The organism is Rossellomorea sp. GCM10028870, from assembly GCF_042666755.1.
In the GTDB taxonomy this organism is placed as follows: domain Bacteria; phylum Bacillota; class Bacilli; order Bacillales; family Bacillaceae_B; genus Rossellomorea.
In genome coordinates this window covers 151,056-167,515 of the sequence record NZ_JBHTGN010000006.1, presented here as the reverse complement: position 1 = coordinate 167,515, position 16,460 = coordinate 151,056, and the positions used below count along the sequence as shown (strand labels likewise).

Genomic DNA, 16,460 nt, shown 5'->3' with positions numbered 1-16,460 from the left:
GAGGTGGTAAAGGTGTCCATTCCAAGTGATCCCTTTTCGTTAATGACAAGAGTATACCGAAATGTTTTTCCGATTGTTCATAAAGAGTTAGATGAGTGGAAGAGGCGTGCAGAAGCGATCCCCAATCAGGAATTGAGAAGCCAGGCCCTTGCCAGTATAGAGCATAAAACGTTTCACTGTGAAGGTGGATCGATTCTTTCCCTGCTGGCACTGGACAGAAAAGAAGAAACGATTCGATTCATCGTCGCCTATCAAACGATAAGCGATTATTTGGATAATCTGTGTGATCGAAGCGTTTCCCTGGACCCCGACGATTTTGCCCTCCTTCATCAATCCATGAAGGACGCCCTGACGGTGGGCGCTGTCCCTGTCAATTACTATTCTTTAAGGGCGGATCAGGATGACGGGGGGTATCTGAGGGATCTAGTGCTTACCTGTCAGTCCGTTCTTGAAGCATTACAACACTATGACAGCATCAAAAAGGATCTTGTACAACTTTGTGAATACTACTGCGACTTGCAGATACATAAACATGTAAAAAAAGAAGAACGGGTAGGAAGGCTGCAGAATTGGTTTGAAACTCACCGTTCGAACCTTCCGGAAATGAATTGGTACGAGTTTTCCGCCTGCTCCGGGTCCACACTCGGTATCTTCTGTTTAGTTTCATACGCATGCCGGAGCGATTTTCAGCCGTCGCACACAGAAAAAATCAAACGTGGATATTTTCCATACATTCAGGGCCTGCATATTCTTCTTGATTACTTCATCGACCAGGATGAGGACCAGGAGGGGGGAGACTTGAACTTCTGCTTCTATTACGAGGATGATGAGCATTTAAAGGAACGGCTGCTGCATTTCCTTCAAAAAGCAGACGAACACACCCATGAACTGCCCCATGCCCATTTTCACCGCCTGATCAACAAAGGACTCATCGGCGTTTACCTGTCAGACGACAAGGCAAACAAACAAGAAAAAGTACAATCCTTCTCCAAAGAATTCATCGGACAAGCCGGTTGGATCACCAGATTCTTCTACATCAACGGCAAAATCTACCGCAAATGGAGAAACCGTAAAAAAATATCCTGAATAAGAGGGACGGACCTTCGACACTCGTGTCGAAGGTCCGTCCCTTTTTTTGTCTATTTCATCCAACTTTAGTTTGGTGGTGAATGCTAATTTAGACCTTTAATACCATATTTATACATAAAGTAATTGTTGCTTTTTGGGGATTGTGACAATTTACTTACTGTATTGTCAGTTGAATATCATACTATTTATCTATAAAAATTTTATTTCGTAATACTAAATAACCAATGTATTCTGAAAATATTTACTTTTCAGAATAGTGGAGTATATTTTAAATTAGTGAGAAATTATTACATAAAAAAGAGGGGGACTTTTTTTGAAGACACGCAAAGTATTGTCAATGGCCATGGCTGCCGCTATCAGTGTCGGGGCGTTCACGGTACCGGCATCAGCTGCAACCACTGTACCGGAAAATGTATTAGCCAAGCCGACGGTGAAACACGAACATAAGCATGGAGGGCCTTTCGATTTAGGCATTGCGAATGACGAACGCTTGATCGAAATGTTGAAAAAAGAAGGTAAAATCAAACAAAATGCGACACCTGCTGAGGCTGAAAAAGCACTGCAGAAGTTCTTGAAAGCGAAAGCGGATTCTGCTGAAAAAGAAGCAGGAGAAGGAGAACTGCACGGTGAAGAAGCAGAAGCGAAAGCTAAGCTTCAAAAAGAAATGAAGAGTAACAGCTTGACTTCAGGTAAGGGTAATAAGCTTGGACAAGCTAAGAAGAATGCACCAGCTTCTGTGGAAGAAGAAGCGTATAATGGTGAAATGCGTACGGATAAGGTATTGGTTCTTTTAGTTGATTATCAGGACAAGCCACATAATTCTATGACAGCTGATGAAACAGATATGTACTACGAAGGTGAAGATGCTTATTCCCGTGAGCACTATCAAGATATGTTGTTTGGTACAGGCGGTTGGACAGGCCCAGACGGTAAAAACTATGTTTCCATGAAGCAATATTATGAACAGCAGTCAGGTGGAAGCTATTCTGTTGAAGGGGAAGTTGCTGGTTGGTATACAGCGAGTAAGTCTGCAGCTGAATATGGTGGAAATGATCCCCAGCCTGACGGGAGTGATGTAGATGCACGAGGTCTTGTAAAAGAAGCTTTAGCTGCAGCAGCGGCAGATCCAGACGTAAACCTTGCTGATTATGACAAATGGGATCGTTATGACCTTGATGGAGATGGAAACTATCTTGAGGCAGACGGACTTGTTGATCACTTAATGGTGATTCACTCTGGTGTGGGTGAAGAAGCTGGCGGTGGGTCATTAGGATCTGATGCAATCTGGTCACATCGTTGGAATCTTGGCGGTGTTCATGCTCTTCCGGGAACTGAAGCAACTGTTCCTTATTGGGGTGGAGCAATGGCTGCTTATGACTACACAATCGAACCTGAAGACGGTGCTGTCGGGGTAATGGCTCATGAATTCGGTCATGATTTAGGACTACCGGATGAGTACGATACTCAGTACACAGGTACAGGTGAACCGGTAAGCTACTGGTCCATCATGGCAAGTGGAAGCTGGGCCGGGGATATTCCTGGTACTCAGCCTACTGGGTTCAGTCCTTATATGAAGGAAATGCTTCAGAATTCCGCAGTCGTGGATAATGAAGGTACTAAAGGAAATTGGTTGAGTGGAACAGAATACGACATTAATGATTTAGATAAAGAGAATAAGGAAGTATTACTTGACGAAGCAAACACAAAAGGAACAAACAACGACGTAGTGAAAGTCAATCTTCCACAAAAAGAAACAGTCATAAATGAGCCGGCAAGTGGTGAGTATGAGTACTTCTCTGGAAGTGCTGATGACTTACACAATTATTTATCGACTACTGTTGATTTAACGAATGCTGCATCTGCAGAATTCAATTTCAAAGCTTGGTATGACATTGAAACGGACTGGGATTATGCTTATTTAACGGTTAACGGAGAGCCGGTAGCGAGTGACTTAACTACTAATACTAACCCTAATGACTCTAATCTTGGGAATGGTATAACTGGTTCTTCTAACGGCTGGATTGACGCTTCATTCGATCTTTCAGCTTATGCTGGTCAAGAAGTTGAAGTTGCTATCGAGTATGTAACAGATGCTGCCGTTTCAAATCCAGGCTTCTATGCAGATGATCTTTCTGTAGTGGTCGACGGGAATGAAGTATTGTTTGATGACGCTGAAGGCGATGCGAAGTTCAATTTAGACGGCTTCGAGAAAAATGATGGTATCAAACGCTCCGACCACTACTACCTACTGGAATGGCGCAGCCACAACGGTGTCGATGAAGGTCTTGCCAACATCCGCCGTGGTGCAAGCTTAATGAAATATGATGGTGGCCTTCTAGTTTGGTATGTTGACAAACAATTCAGCGAAAACTGGACAGGAGCTCATCCTGGAGATGGATTTGTCGGGGTTGTCGATGCAGACCAAAAGACAAACTATTGGAGCGATGGCACAGCTGGATCGACTCGTTACCAGGTTCACGATGCGGCATTCAGCCTGAATAAGTCCGAGAAAATGTTCTTGGATTATTCTGAAATAACTGGTATCACAATGAAAGACAACCACACTGCCCGTAACCCATTATTCGACGACAGTGCGGATTACAGCAACAAAGGTATGGTAGACGCTGGACGTAACGTACCGAACTACGGATTGAATTTCCGTGTAACAGGAGAAAGTGCTGACGGTACAGTCGGTAAAGTGTTGATCTACAAAAAATAAGTAAGTAAAGGGTGACTGCCTTCCCGGCAGTCACCCTTTAAGCATGTTAGTGGACATTTTTTACTATGGAATTGATAATAATACTCACATCAATAAAAGGAGATGTCCATTTTGACTATCAAGCTAAGTATTTTAGATCAGTCACCTATTTCAGAAGAAATGAGCCCTCAAGAGGCTTTACAACATACAGTACAATTAGCTCAGCATGCCGAAAAGTTGGGATTTGAACGTTTCTGGGTATCAGAGCATCATGATTCAACGGGTCTTGCCGGATCTTCACCAGAGGTCTTGATCGCTCACCTTGCTCAGAATACATCAAAAATCCGTGTCGGTTCCGGAGGGGTCATGCTTCCTCATTACTCTTCATACAAGGTAGCGGAAAACTTCCGATTGCTTGAAGGGTTGAATCCGAATCGGATTGACTTAGGCCTTGGAAGGGCACCTGGCGGAATGCCGATGGCAACGATGGCCCTGCACGACGGAAAGCCGAGGGACGTCAATCGTTATCCGGAACAAATCGATGACCTCCTTGGATATTTAACGGATTCCTTACCAGACACACATCCGTACCAAGGTTTGACGGCAGCCCCGATGATCGAAACGATGCCGGAAGTATGGATGCTCGGTTCAAGTCCATCCAGTGCGATGCTGGCGGCACAAAAAGGATTACCTTATACCTTTGCACAATTTATTAATGGGGAGGGCGGTCCCCAATATACGCAGGCTTACAAAAATAACTTTGTTCCTTCCAAGTATCTGAAGGAGCCCAAAAACATCGTAGCCGTGTTTGCCGTCTGTGCTGAAACGGATGAAGAAGCAGAGAGAGTCGCATCCAGCATCGACTTAGCGATCCTCATGATCGAACAAGGTATGCGTTCAAACGGGACACCAAGCCCTGAAAAAGCGGCAGCTTATCAGTACACGCCTTTTGAAGAAATGAGAGTCCGTGAAAATCGCAAACGCATGGTCGTCGGAAATCCTAAAAAAGTGAAAGAACAACTACTTTCACTCAGTGAACAGTACCAAACTGATGAAATCATGCTCGTCAGCATCACATACGACTTCCAGGACAAACTTAAATCATTTGAATTAATCGCTAACGAACTGTTATAAAGAATAGGGACGGACCTCAAAAAGGTCCGTCCCTATTTTTACTATTTTCATCTCTTCTCCAACGCCACAATGAATGGAGGATTATTCAGCTGATTTATGAATTGGTATCTCAGGACATGAACATAGTTTTGATCCAGTCTTTCAACGTAGCGAAGGAGGTAATCCCTCTCTACGGCACCCTCAGGATGTCCGTGATAAATGACAAGGACGAGAATCCCTTCAGGTGCCATCATTTCCAAGATCTGATTCAATGCGAGTATCGTGGTTTTCGGACGGGTAACGATCTCCTTGTCACCGCCCGGTAAGTATCCAAGATTAAATACTGCCCCCGTCACTTTCCCATGATGCAATGGAGGAATGACGTTCATAACAGTCTCGTGACCTTGGTGGAAGAGCGTCACCCGGTGAGCAAGATCATGGGTGATGAGCTGTTCCTTCGTGTTTTCGATGGCTTCCTCTTGAATATCAAAACCGTATACCCGTCCGTTTTCTCCAACTAACCTGGCCAGGAATAAGGTGTCATGTCCGTTCCCCAGTGTAGCGTCTATAGTAATGTCTCCTGGTTTAACAGCCCGTTCCAGAAGCTCTCTCGCAAAAGGTAAGATTCGATCTAATTTCATGCTTTCACATCCACTTTGAAAAATTTTCCCTGCCAGCTGTCCCGGCGTTTAAGTTCATCATCAATCGCGTTCAGTACACTCCATTTATTCACGCTCCACATCGGTCCGATCATTAGGTCGATAGGTCCGTCCCCCGTAATGCGGTGAATGATCATCTCCGGTGGAAGGACTTCCAGCTGATCGCAAACCAATTTCACGTATTTGTCGAAATCCATGAAGTCAAGCAGTCCTTTTTCATATTGCTTGACCAGGGGTGTTCCTTTCAGTAAGTGCAAGAGGTGAATTTTGATTCCCTGGACGTCAAGTTTTGCCACTTCACGTACCGTTTCCATCATCATTTCTTCATCTTCTTGAGGCAGTCCGTTAATAATATGGGAACAGACCCGTATACCGTGCTTTCTTAATTTATTGACGCCTTCTACATAGCACTGAAAATCGTGAGCCCGATTGATCAAGCCGGCCGTTTTTTCATGAACGGTTTGCAGTCCCAGTTCTACCCATAAATAGGTTCTATCGTTTAATTCTGCTAAATATTCAACCACATCGTCAGGAAGACAGTCCGGACGGGTAGCGATGGAAATACCCACAACGCCCTCTTGTTCGAGAACTGATTCATACTTCTCTCTCAGCACATCAACAGGTGCGTGAGTGTTCGTGAATGCTTGGAAATACGCCATGTACTTTCCATTTTTCCACTTCTTGTGCATTCTTTCCTTAATATCCTTGAATTGTTTATCTAAAGAGTCGACTCTGCTTCCGGCAAAATCACCAGAGCCTGCAGCACTGCAAAACGTGCAGCCTCCACGGGCGACCGTGCCATCCCGGTTCGGGCAATCGAAACCGCCGTCCAGGGCAACCTTAAAGACCTTGTGTCCAAAATGGTTTCGTAAATGATAGTTCCACGTATGATATCGTTTGGAATCTGTGGCATATGGAAATGGGTTTGTCCCGATGACAAACACCTCCTACGTTTCAATGTGTGTAACAGTATGTATGACGCTCAAAAAGATTTTAACATGAACACGGGGTCAAATGTATCCTGCATAAAGAAATAGGCGAAGATTACCACTTCTGAAACGGCCAATCAGGTTCAAACTAAGATGGAGGAGAGTAAGGATGGGACCTTCCTCTTCTTTATTCCAAACGTCAAGGAGGTAGTCGAAATGGCAACAAGAAATTCGGTAGATGAATGCATTCAAAAGTGTGAAGATGCCATTCGTTACGCTCAAGAACAATATAAATCAGGATCACAGCAGGAGCATTATCACGATGTGGAATATACTCAAGCCATGCAGCAGCTTGAAGCAGCAGTGAATGATGTAGCTCATTTAGCCAACAGCGCGAACTCTCAACAGCGTGAACAATTGCATCGCATGAGACTTCAGCTTCAAAACATGCAAAATGAGATGATTTTGTTAGATCACGATCCAAATGTAGTAGGAGGTAAATTACATTGACAACACGTTCTGACAAAAAAAATCCTGAACAAAAGACCCGCAGTGATTTTCGTAATTTAGATACAGAATTCGGGGCTGAAAACAATCCTGTCAAAGCTGCGAAAAAGCGCTACGAAAAACAGGGACAGCCTGTCAAATCCGATCATCATAACGGAAAATGATTGTCCTAAGCTAGGTGCTCTTAATGGAGGCACCTAGTTTATATATTGTGTTAAAAAAAGGACATCTATTTTAAGAAATAATTCTTGCCCCCTTTCACAAAAAAGAGTAAAATCCTTTTGGGACTCGAAATAAAATGATGGAAAGGGGGCAGAATCATGCCCAAATCATTATGGTTGCTTGTCATTGGAATGATGGTGAATGTGACAGGTGCCTCTTTTTTATGGCCTCTTAATACCATTTTTCTACATGAGAATTTAGGGAAATCACTATCTGTAGCGGGAATTGTGCTGATGATGAACGCGGGAGCGAGCGTCATTGGAAATCTGATCGGGGGAACACTTTTTGATAAGTTCGGCGGTTATCGCTCGATATTAGTAGGGATTTCCATTACTTTGACTGCTCTGGTTGGAATGAATATTTGGCATGGCTGGCCGCACTATGTGGTCTTCTTGACCATTGTTGGTTTTGGTTCGGGAATCGTCTTTCCTTCCATGTATGCCATGGCAGGTTCGGTATGGCCTGAAGGTGGAAGAAAAGCATTCAATTCAGTCTATGTGGCGCAAAATATCGGAGTTGCGGTTGGAGCTGCATTAGGTGGATTTGTCGCCTCATTTTCCTTTAACTATATATTCTTAGCGAATCTTAGTATGTATATCGTCTTTTTCTTCATTGCCTTATTTGGTTATCGAAGCATATCCGTGAGCGCTCATCAAACATCTGTATTGAATGAGTCTAAGGTGATTAGGGATAAATCGAAACTGAAGGCACTGCTCTTCATTTGTGTCGCCTATTTATTATGCTGGATGGGCTATGTACAATGGCAATCCACCATTGCGACGTACACTCAGGAAATCAATATCAGTTTGAAACAATATAGCTTACTGTGGACGATCAATGGAGCACTGATTGTGCTTGCACAACCGCTTTTGTCGAAAGCCATCAAGCGTTTTGAACATAATTTAAAGCTTCAAATTATGATCGGGACGATTATATTCATGGTTTCCTTCGCAGTGGCTTCGATTGCGGATCAATTTCAATGGTTTGCGATTGCGATGATCATTCTGACGATTGGTGAAATGCTCATATGGCCCGCCGTCCCTACGATAGCCAACTCACTTGCTCCAAAAGGGAGAGAAGGTTTCTATCAGGGAATCGTGAATAGTACAGCAACAGGAGGAAGAATGATCGGGCCGTTTATCGGAGGAGTATTAGTGGACCTATTCAGCATGCAGGTGCTGTTTATGACGTTGATCGCTTTCTTCATGGTCTCACTAGTCATTACGAGTCAATATGACCGACCATTGAAAAAGAAAAGCGCTGTGTCCGTATCGGTTCAACAATAAAGAAACCCCCAATGAGGAATCATTGGGGGTTTTCTTCATATAAAAAGGGCTCCCGTTTCCTACGGAAGCCCACTTGCAAAAAATTGAGGCGAGAGATCAGCAAACGCCACATCGTTTGTTGTCACAAGGACGTGATCCCCGACTTACACAATTCAGCTCATCGCTATAATAGAATAGCATAGGACTAATAAGAAAACAAGACTATTTTACAAAAATAATCTAACCACTTAGATTATTGGATGTTTCAAAAGTGTTTATAGTCGTTTCTAAGAAGCATTACTATAGAAAAATAGGAATGGGAAAAAATCGAATGAAAACGGTACGATAGGATGCAGAATGCTAACTTAATCCATTTTCTTGACCCAATATTTTGTGAGTGGACCTGTTTCTCCAAACACAGGGTCCATTGTGGGTCGCGGAACGTTTTTAATTTCAATTAATACACTGGGCCGTTCACGTAATGAACCTTTTTTCAAATTATAATCATCACCGTTCGGATAGGCACCTGCGACTTTGAAGTCGTGACTTGCGGATAATTTCTTATGTCCGGTCCCGGCTGGAAGGATGATCACATCACCTTTATGGACCTTCACTTCTTCGCCCATTTCACCGCCTAACTGAACCGTTGCCTCACCTTCCATGACCCCTAATACTTCATGTGCATTACTATGATAATGGTGGTAATCATAAATGCCATTTGTCCAACTATTGAGCCACTGATTTCTGTTGAAGAGTTCTTCGGCGTTATGAGAAAAATCAAGTGCATTGCGGTAAATGAGTACTGGCAGGTCCGGGTTATTAGGGATGATTCCATCGTCTTCGAAATAGAATATTTTCAGTTCTGCGATTTTCATCCTCTCATTCCTCCATTCGTTGTTAAGAAGATTCCCTAATTCCGTATACCTTAAACCGATTCATTACTGGTAATTGAAATGTTGGAAAATGGCTTCATTTTCGAAACGCCGGTGAGTGTATATGCTACTATAAATATATATGTTCACTTGCAAAATAAAGGGAGGCAAGGAAATGAGCAGCTTATTAAAAAAGGTATCCGTCGAAATGATCGAAATCATTCTTGAGAACGCTTTCGAATGGTTGGTCGTCGTTGATAACGAAGGTACGATCATCTACATAAATGATAATTACTGTCGCTTTCTCGAAGTCGAGCGGGATAAAGCGATTGGCTCACATGTAACTAACGTCATCGAAAACACACGTATGCATATTGTTGCGGACAGTGGTAAAGAGGAAGTGGCAGACCTTCAATATATTAAAGGAAACTATATGATCGCCAATCGTATTCCGATCCGGGTTGATGGTAAAGTGATAGGAGCATTTGGATCGGTGATCTTCCGGGACACGAGTGAATGGATGCAAATGAGTTCTCACGTGAAGAATATGATGTCTAAAATTCAAAGCTATATTCAAGATATCAATAGCGGTGTGAAATACACGCTGAATGACATCATTGGTGAATCACCTGGTATGAATGAGCTGAAAGACAAAGCTCAAATGATCGCTCCCAGTGATATCTCCGTCCTCATCAGGGGGGAAAGTGGAACTGGTAAGGAACTGTTCGCTCACAGTATTCACCAGCTTAGTGAAAGAAGCGGACAACCCTTTATTAAAGTGAACTGTGCAGCGATTCCAGAGCAGCTTCTGGAATCAGAGCTATTCGGTTACGAAGAGGGTGCTTTTACAGGTGCGAAAAAAGGTGGTAAGAAAGGAAAGTTTCAGCTGGCTCATAAGGGAACTCTGTTTCTGGATGAAATAGGGGACATGCCTCTCAACATGCAGGCGAAGCTTCTCAGGGTTTTACAGGAAGGGGAAGTCGAGGCAGTCGGTTCAAACCGTGTTCAACATGTAGATGTCCGTATTGTTGCCGCCACGAACCGTCCCCTTGAAATAATGATGGAAGAAAAGCGATTTCGAAGTGATCTATATTATCGTATTAACGTCGTGCCTTTTCAAATTCCTCCTCTCCGTGAACGGAAGGAAGATATCGAAACCCTGGCAGCCTTTTTTTTGGAAAAATCTACAAAATCGTCGGGGAAACGGGTTCAAGGCTTCGAAAGCGATGTGATGCAGATATTTCTTTCCTATAGCTGGCCGGGGAATCTCCGTGAGTTAGAGAATGTCATTAATGCATCCACCTATTTATCTAATGGAAGCAAGATTTCTCTTCAGTCACTACCTTCATATATGAAGGCAGGAAATTTATATGATGTAGGATCCAAAACATTAAGAGAAATCCTCGAAGAAACGGAGAAATCCGTGTTGACACAAAGCCTGCAAACCCATCAGCATGATAAACGAAAGGTTGCAGAGTCTTTAGGGATAAGCAAATCAAGCATGTATGAGAAATTAAATAAATATCAGCTTCTATGATAATGGTAAAGATAGTCCGGAAATGTGGAAAGAAGTCCATATTTCCGGACTCTTTTGATTTTAATGTAAATATGTACATTTCGTGTCTTGAGTATTGAAATTGTCCAGAATTTCGGAATTTATAAAAAATGTAAGTATGAAAATGAATGAGTTACCAGTAATCTGAAAGTTGGCACAATTATTGCATGGATTATGTTTGAAAGTATTTTATGGAAGGGAGAGCAGAAGTCTGAATAAAAATGTATACGATTTCATTTTGTGGTGATCATCTCTAGAGAACAAAGGGGGAAATATCATGTTAAGCATGATCGGTCTTATTGGAGGACTTATTTTATTAATCTTTTTAACGATGAGGGGCATGAACATATTGATTGTTGGTCCCATATCGGCATTGTTCGTCGCGGTGTTAAGCGGAATGCCGCTCTTTCCACAATTGGCGGCTGAAGGGGAAGCCAATCTGGTAACCAATTATATGTCTGGATTCACAAGCTTTGTCGCCGCTTGGTATCTAATGTTCTTATTGGGTGCTGTTTTCGGAAAAGTAATGGAAGATAGCGGTGCAGCGGATAGTGTTTCCCGTTTTGTTGTAGAGAAAATGGGAATGAAATACGCAGTACTCGCCATTGTTGCAGCCTGTGCCGTTTTAACATATGGAGGAGTCAGTCTCTTCGTTGTAGCATTCTCCGTTTATCCTATGGCTGTTAGTTTATTTAAACAAGCTGACCTGCCACGCCGTTTCATTCCTGCGGCATTAGCATTTGGATCGGTCACGTTCACGATGACATCTGCAGGTTCACCGGAGATCCAAAACTGGATTCCGATTGAATATCTTGGTACGACACCATATGCAGGCTGGGAGGTCAGCTTGATCGTTGCCGTGTTTATGGCTGTCTTTGGCTACTGGTGGTTAAAGCGTATGATCACCAAAGCAGTCAATAAAGGAGAGAAGTTCCATTCACGTGAAGAAGATCCGGTCATTGATGAAGGAAGACCCCTGCCTAACCCGTTCATGGGGTTGGTTCCATTATTAGTCGTCCTTATTCTGGCTTTCACTTTCCACGATTCTTTAAAACAATCAGCACTTATCATTGCCCTGTTAGGTGGTGTGATTTCTGCTTACGTGTTAAATCGCAAATATTTCAAAGGCTTCTGGGGTGCTGTTTCCGAGGGTACGGTTGGAGCATTGATCGCCATCGGTAACACAGCGGCCGTTGTTGGATTCGGAGGAGTGGCCAAAGCTGTTCCGGCCTTCAGTACCGCGGTAGAGGTCATGACGAATATTCCTGGATCTCCATTGATCGGTGGAGCAATCGCCGTCAGTGTAATAGCAGGGATGACTGGTTCGGCTTCCGGTGGTCAAGCGATCGCATTGCCGATCCTCGCACCTCACTATGTTGATATGGGTGTGAATCCTGAAGCCCTTCACCGGGTAGTGGCGATATCTTCAGGAGCACTGGATTCATTGCCGCACAATGGATATGTCGTAACGACGATCCGCTCGATCTGTAATGAATCACATGGAGAAGCGTATGGGGCGGTTGGTGCAGTTACGGTCATTGTCCCACTGATCGGTTTAGCTTTAGCGATTCTTTTATTCTCATTTGGCGTAGGGATCTAAGAAAGGAGTATCATCATGGTTGAAAATAAAGTTGTTTTCATAACAGGGGCAGCGCAAGGGATCGGTTTCGAAATCGGAAAAGAATTCGCTGCTAATGGAGCAAAGGTCGTACTGACGGATCTGCAGGAAGATGCCGTTCAAAAAGCCTCAGATACCCTTAAGAGAGAAGGATATGAAGTACTCGGATTACGCTGTGACGTGACATCGGAATCCGAATTAAAAGGGGCAATCGCTAAAACCGTGGATCACTACGGCAAGCTGGATGTATTAATCAATAATGCAGGCCTTCAACATGTATCCCATATTGAAGAGTTCCCGACTGAAAAATTCGAACTTCTCATAAAAGTCATGCTGACCGCACCATTTATCGCGATCAAGCATGCCCTGCCTCACATGAAGGAGCAGGGGGAGGGACGGATCATCAACATGGCGTCCATTAATGGATTAGTCGGTTTTTCCGGCAAAGCAGCCTATAATTCTGCCAAACACGGAGTCATCGGCCTGACGAAGGTAGCGGCTTTGGAAGCGGCACAACATGGAATCACCGTCAATGCGGTTTGTCCCGGATACGTGGACACTCCGCTGGTTCGCAATCAGCTGGGGGACCTTGCCAAAACGCGCAATATCCCCTTTGAAAGAGTGATAGAAGAAGTCATCTATCCTCTCGTACCGCAGAGAAGATTACTCGATGTCAAAGAAATTGCAGACTATACCATGTTCCTATGCAGTGATGCAGCGAAGGGAATTACCGGGCAGGCAGTCGTCTTGGACGGAGGGTATACGATCCAATAGCTTGGTGAAAGAGAAACGACCTTTTAGGAGGTCGTTTCTCTATTGGGTGAGGTTGATGTGACGGCGATTCTGGTGAGTGAGAATTGGAAAAAAACGTAAATCGGCTGGATTTTTGATGGAAACGGCCGGATTATCTTCGATTTCGGCTGGATTCTTCGTCAAAACGGCTGGATTTTTCTTGATAGCGGCTGGATTCTTCATCAAATCGGTCGGATCTTTCAGAAGCTACTTGATTCTTCTCGGAAACGGCCTGATTTTCATCAAAGAGGACCAAATTTACTCTTGAGCGTCACCTGTAATCCCATATTATTTAATAAAATGGCAATAATCTCATCCATTATTCAACAATAGGCTTGCGCTTCTGTATATTTTTCACTAAAATAGTGAATACATATATTGTTTACCTATATCGAAACGTTGATCAGGAGTAGTAATGACGGTCTTCTGTCGTAGAGAGTTGACGGGTGGTGAAAGTCAACCAGAAGCATCATGAACTCGCCTGCTGAGTTGCAAGTGTGAACCATAGTAAGACTTGCCGTTTTCCGCGTTAAGGATGAATGAAGCTGAGTGCGCGTACACTAATGTGGGTGGTACCGCGGGAGAATGTTAATACAAACTCTCGTCCCAAATATTTATTTGGGATGAGGGTTTTTTTATTTTTTTCAAAAAGAAGGGAAGTACCCTTACGACCTTTCGAATGACAATTAAAGGAGGATCTCAATATGAGTTTTAATCATAGAAGTGTTGAGACGAAATGGCAGCAGTATTGGGAAGAAAACAAAACGTTCAAGGCGACTGAAGACGAAGGAAAATCCAATTTCTACGCACTGGATATGTTCCCTTATCCATCAGGTGCAGGTCTTCACGTAGGACATCCGGAAGGGTTTACGGCGACAGACATCCTTTCCCGCATGAAGCGCATGCAAGGATTTAACGTCCTTCATCCGATGGGATGGGATGCATTCGGTTTACCGGCTGAGCAATATGCCCTTGATACAGGGAATGACCCGGCAGAATTCACTCAAAAAAATATCGATACGTTCCGTCGACAAATCAAGTCACTTGGTTTCTCATATGACTGGGACCGTGAAGTCAATACGACAGATCCCGGCTACTACAAGTGGACGCAATGGATCTTCACGAAGCTATATGAAAAAGGCTTGGCCTATGTGGATGAGGTTGCCGTCAACTGGTGTCCGGCACTTGGAACCGTGCTTGCCAATGAAGAAGTCATCGACGGGAAAAGTGAACGCGGAGGTCATCCCGTAGAGCGCCGTCCGATGAAGCAGTGGATGCTGAAGATCACGGCTTATGCCGATCGTCTTGTGGAAGACCTTGAAGAGGTTGATTGGCCGGAAAGCATTAAAGATATGCAGCGAAACTGGATCGGTCGCTCAGAAGGAGCAGAAGTGAACTTTACCATCGATGGTCATGACAAATCATTCGATGTGTTCACGACGCGTCCGGATACGATCTTCGGTGCGACATATGCGGTTCTGGCACCTGAGCATCCGTTCGTTGCAGAAATCACGACAGAAGCTCAACGCTCGAAAGTAAATGAGTACATCGACAAAATCAAGTCGAAAAGCGATCTGGAACGTACAGATTTGGCAAAAGAAAAAACAGGTGTCTTCACCGGGGCTTATGCCATCAATCCGGCGAACGGTGAGAAAATGCCGATCTGGATCGCCGATTATGTTCTGATGAGCTACGGTTCCGGAGCGATCATGGCGGTTCCTGCCCATGACGAACGGGATTATGAGTTTGCGAAAGAGTTCGATCTTCCAATCGTGGAAGTCGTCGCTGGAGGAAACATTGAGAAAGAAGCGTATACAGGTGACGGTGATCATGTGAATTCCGGTTTCCTTGATGGACTTGGGAAGGAAGAAGCGATTACCAAAGCGATTTCTTGGTTAGAAGAGAAAAATATCGGAACGAAGAAAGTGACATACCGCCTTCGGGACTGGTTGTTCAGCCGTCAGCGTTATTGGGGCGAGCCGATTCCTGTCATCCATTGGGAAGACGGTACGACAACGACGGTTCCGGAGAGTGAGCTTCCTCTTGTCCTACCGAAGACGACGGAAATCAAACCGTCCGGAACAGGTGAATCTCCACTTGCGAACATCAGTGAATGGGTGAACGTCGAGGATCCTGAAACAGGCAAAAAAGGCCGTCGTGAAACAAACACGATGCCACAATGGGCAGGCAGCTGCTGGTACTACATTCGTTATATCGATCCACATAACGAAGAAGCCCTTGCCGATGCGAAGAAAATGCAGGAGTGGCTTCCGGTCGATACCTATATCGGAGGAGCCGAGCATGCGGTCCTTCACTTGCTGTATGCACGTTTCTGGCATAAGTTCCTTTATGATATCGGCGTAGTACCAACGAAAGAGCCATTCCAGAAGCTATTCAACCAAGGAATGATCCTCGGGGAAAACAATGAAAAAATGAGTAAATCAAAAGGGAATGTCGTGAATCCGGATGAGGTTGTGGAATCTCACGGTGCCGATACCCTTCGTCTATATGAAATGTTCATGGGACCACTGGAAGCATCCATTGCCTGGAGCACAAACGGCCTTGACGGAGCACGCCGCTTCCTGGACCGTGTATGGCGCCTGCTTGTCGAGGAGGATGGCTCACTATCCTCTAAAGTGAAGGATGCACCAAACAGTGACCTTGATAAAACGTATAACCAAACCGTTAAGAAAGTAACAGAAGACTATGAGGGTCTTCGTTTCAACACAGGGATTTCCCAGCTGATGGTATTCATCAATGATGCCTACAAGGCGGACACTCTTCCGAAGGATTACGTAGAAGGATTCATCAAGCTTCTTTCTCCGATCGCTCCGCATATGACAGAGGAACTTTGGAGCAAGCTTGGTCACGAAGGATCGATCTCCTACGAAGCATGGCCGACATTCGATGAGTCGAAGCTAGTGGACAACGAAGTCGAAATCGTCCTTCAAGTGAACGGAAAAGTGAAAGCAAAAGTCATGATCCCCCGCGATATGAACAAAGAGGATCTTGAAAAAACAGCCATGGAAAACGATGAAATCAAAAGCCAAATCGAAGGCAAAACCATCCGCAAAGTCATTGCCGTACCTGGCAAACTAGTGAACATCGTAGCCAACTAATATTTATGAATATTTATGAGGG

The 16,460-nt window shown here is 44.2% G+C and carries 14 protein-coding genes and 1 other annotated feature; of the genes, 11 read left to right on the top strand and 3 right to left on the bottom strand.

Annotated features, from left to right (window positions below):
• The first annotated feature begins 12 nt into the window (after positions 1-12).
• The 3 genes from ACFQWC_RS21335 to ACFQWC_RS21325 all read left to right on the top strand — a co-directional run bounded on the left by ACFQWC_RS21335 (position 13) and on the right by ACFQWC_RS21325 (position 4,921).
• Positions 13-1,086 (top strand): tetraprenyl-beta-curcumene synthase family protein, encoded by a 1,074-nt coding sequence (locus ACFQWC_RS21335; protein WP_341356846.1) that lies wholly within the window; start codon positions 13-15, stop codon positions 1,084-1,086.
• A gap of 340 nt (positions 1,087-1,426) precedes the next feature.
• The gene (locus ACFQWC_RS21330; protein WP_483880592.1) at positions 1,427-3,808 is read left to right on the top strand and encodes an immune inhibitor A domain-containing protein; all 2,382 of its coding nucleotides are present in this window, start codon (positions 1,427-1,429) and stop codon (positions 3,806-3,808) included.
• A gap of 111 nt (positions 3,809-3,919) precedes the next feature.
• Positions 3,920-4,921 carry an LLM class flavin-dependent oxidoreductase gene (locus ACFQWC_RS21325; RefSeq protein ID WP_377109041.1) on the top strand — a complete coding sequence of 334 codons (1,002 nt, stop codon included), beginning with the start codon at positions 3,920-3,922 and terminating at the stop codon, positions 4,919-4,921.
• Between the two features lie 47 nt (positions 4,922-4,968).
• Here ACFQWC_RS21325 and mnmM read toward each other — a convergent pair whose 3' ends face one another.
• Together mnmM and mnmL are read right to left on the bottom strand one after the other, a co-directional pair.
• Positions 4,969-5,541 carry a tRNA 5-(aminomethyl)-2-thiouridylate-methyltransferase MnmM gene (gene mnmM, locus ACFQWC_RS21320; protein WP_044340323.1) on the bottom strand — a complete coding sequence of 191 codons (573 nt, stop codon included), beginning with the start codon at positions 5,539-5,541 and terminating at the stop codon, positions 4,969-4,971.
• On the bottom strand, positions 5,538-6,503 hold the full coding sequence (gene mnmL, locus ACFQWC_RS21315) for a tRNA modification radical SAM protein MnmL/YtqA (RefSeq protein WP_377109040.1): 966 nt from the start codon (positions 6,501-6,503) through the stop codon (positions 5,538-5,540). Before mnmL ends, mnmM begins: the two co-directional genes overlap by 4 nt.
• A 201-nt stretch (positions 6,504-6,704) precedes the next feature.
• Between mnmL and ACFQWC_RS21310 the strand changes: the two genes are divergently transcribed.
• The 3 genes from ACFQWC_RS21310 (at position 6,705) to ACFQWC_RS21300 (ending at position 8,503) form a co-directional block, all read left to right on the top strand.
• Entirely contained in the window at positions 6,705-6,998 is a 294-nt protein-coding gene (locus tag ACFQWC_RS21310) for a YtzC family protein (protein ID WP_299739437.1), read from the top strand.
• The gene (locus ACFQWC_RS21305; protein ID WP_299739435.1) at positions 6,995-7,159 is read left to right on the top strand and encodes a glycogen biosynthesis protein GlgD; all 165 of its coding nucleotides are present in this window, start codon (positions 6,995-6,997) and stop codon (positions 7,157-7,159) included. Before ACFQWC_RS21310 ends, ACFQWC_RS21305 begins: the two co-directional genes overlap by 4 nt.
• A gap of 156 nt (positions 7,160-7,315) precedes the next feature.
• Complete coding sequence (locus tag ACFQWC_RS21300; protein WP_377109039.1) at positions 7,316-8,503, top strand: MDR family MFS transporter; 1,188 nt, start codon at positions 7,316-7,318, stop codon at positions 8,501-8,503.
• Positions 8,504-8,847: 344 nt separating this feature from the next.
• On the opposite strand, the gene ACFQWC_RS21295 is transcribed toward ACFQWC_RS21300, so the two are convergent.
• Entirely contained in the window at positions 8,848-9,357 is a 510-nt protein-coding gene (locus ACFQWC_RS21295; protein WP_377109037.1) for a cupin domain-containing protein, read from the bottom strand.
• Positions 9,358-9,529: 172 nt separating this feature from the next.
• Between ACFQWC_RS21295 and ACFQWC_RS21290 the strand changes: the two genes are divergently transcribed.
• From ACFQWC_RS21290 to leuS, 5 genes are all read left to right on the top strand, one after another.
• Positions 9,530-10,891 (top strand): sigma-54 interaction domain-containing protein, encoded by a 1,362-nt coding sequence (locus tag ACFQWC_RS21290; protein ID WP_377109036.1) that lies wholly within the window; start codon positions 9,530-9,532, stop codon positions 10,889-10,891.
• 295 nt (positions 10,892-11,186) lie between these two features.
• Positions 11,187-12,509: a GntP family permease gene (locus ACFQWC_RS21285; RefSeq protein WP_299739427.1), complete on the top strand. Its 1,323-nt coding sequence runs from the start codon at positions 11,187-11,189 to the stop codon at positions 12,507-12,509.
• A gap of 15 nt (positions 12,510-12,524) precedes the next feature.
• Positions 12,525-13,301: a 3-hydroxybutyrate dehydrogenase gene (locus tag ACFQWC_RS21280; RefSeq protein WP_299739425.1), complete on the top strand. Its 777-nt coding sequence runs from the start codon at positions 12,525-12,527 to the stop codon at positions 13,299-13,301.
• 76 nt (positions 13,302-13,377) lie between these two features.
• Positions 13,378-13,587 (top strand): hypothetical protein, encoded by a 210-nt coding sequence (locus tag ACFQWC_RS21275; protein ID WP_377109034.1) that lies wholly within the window; start codon positions 13,378-13,380, stop codon positions 13,585-13,587.
• A gap of 122 nt (positions 13,588-13,709) precedes the next feature.
• Positions 13,710-13,931 (top strand) — a binding site (T-box leader).
• 92 nt (positions 13,932-14,023) lie between these two features.
• Positions 14,024-16,438, top strand: a complete 2,415-nt coding sequence (leuS, locus tag ACFQWC_RS21270) for a leucine--tRNA ligase (RefSeq protein WP_377109032.1) — start codon at positions 14,024-14,026, stop codon at positions 16,436-16,438.
• Positions 16,439-16,460: the final 22 nt, after the last annotated feature.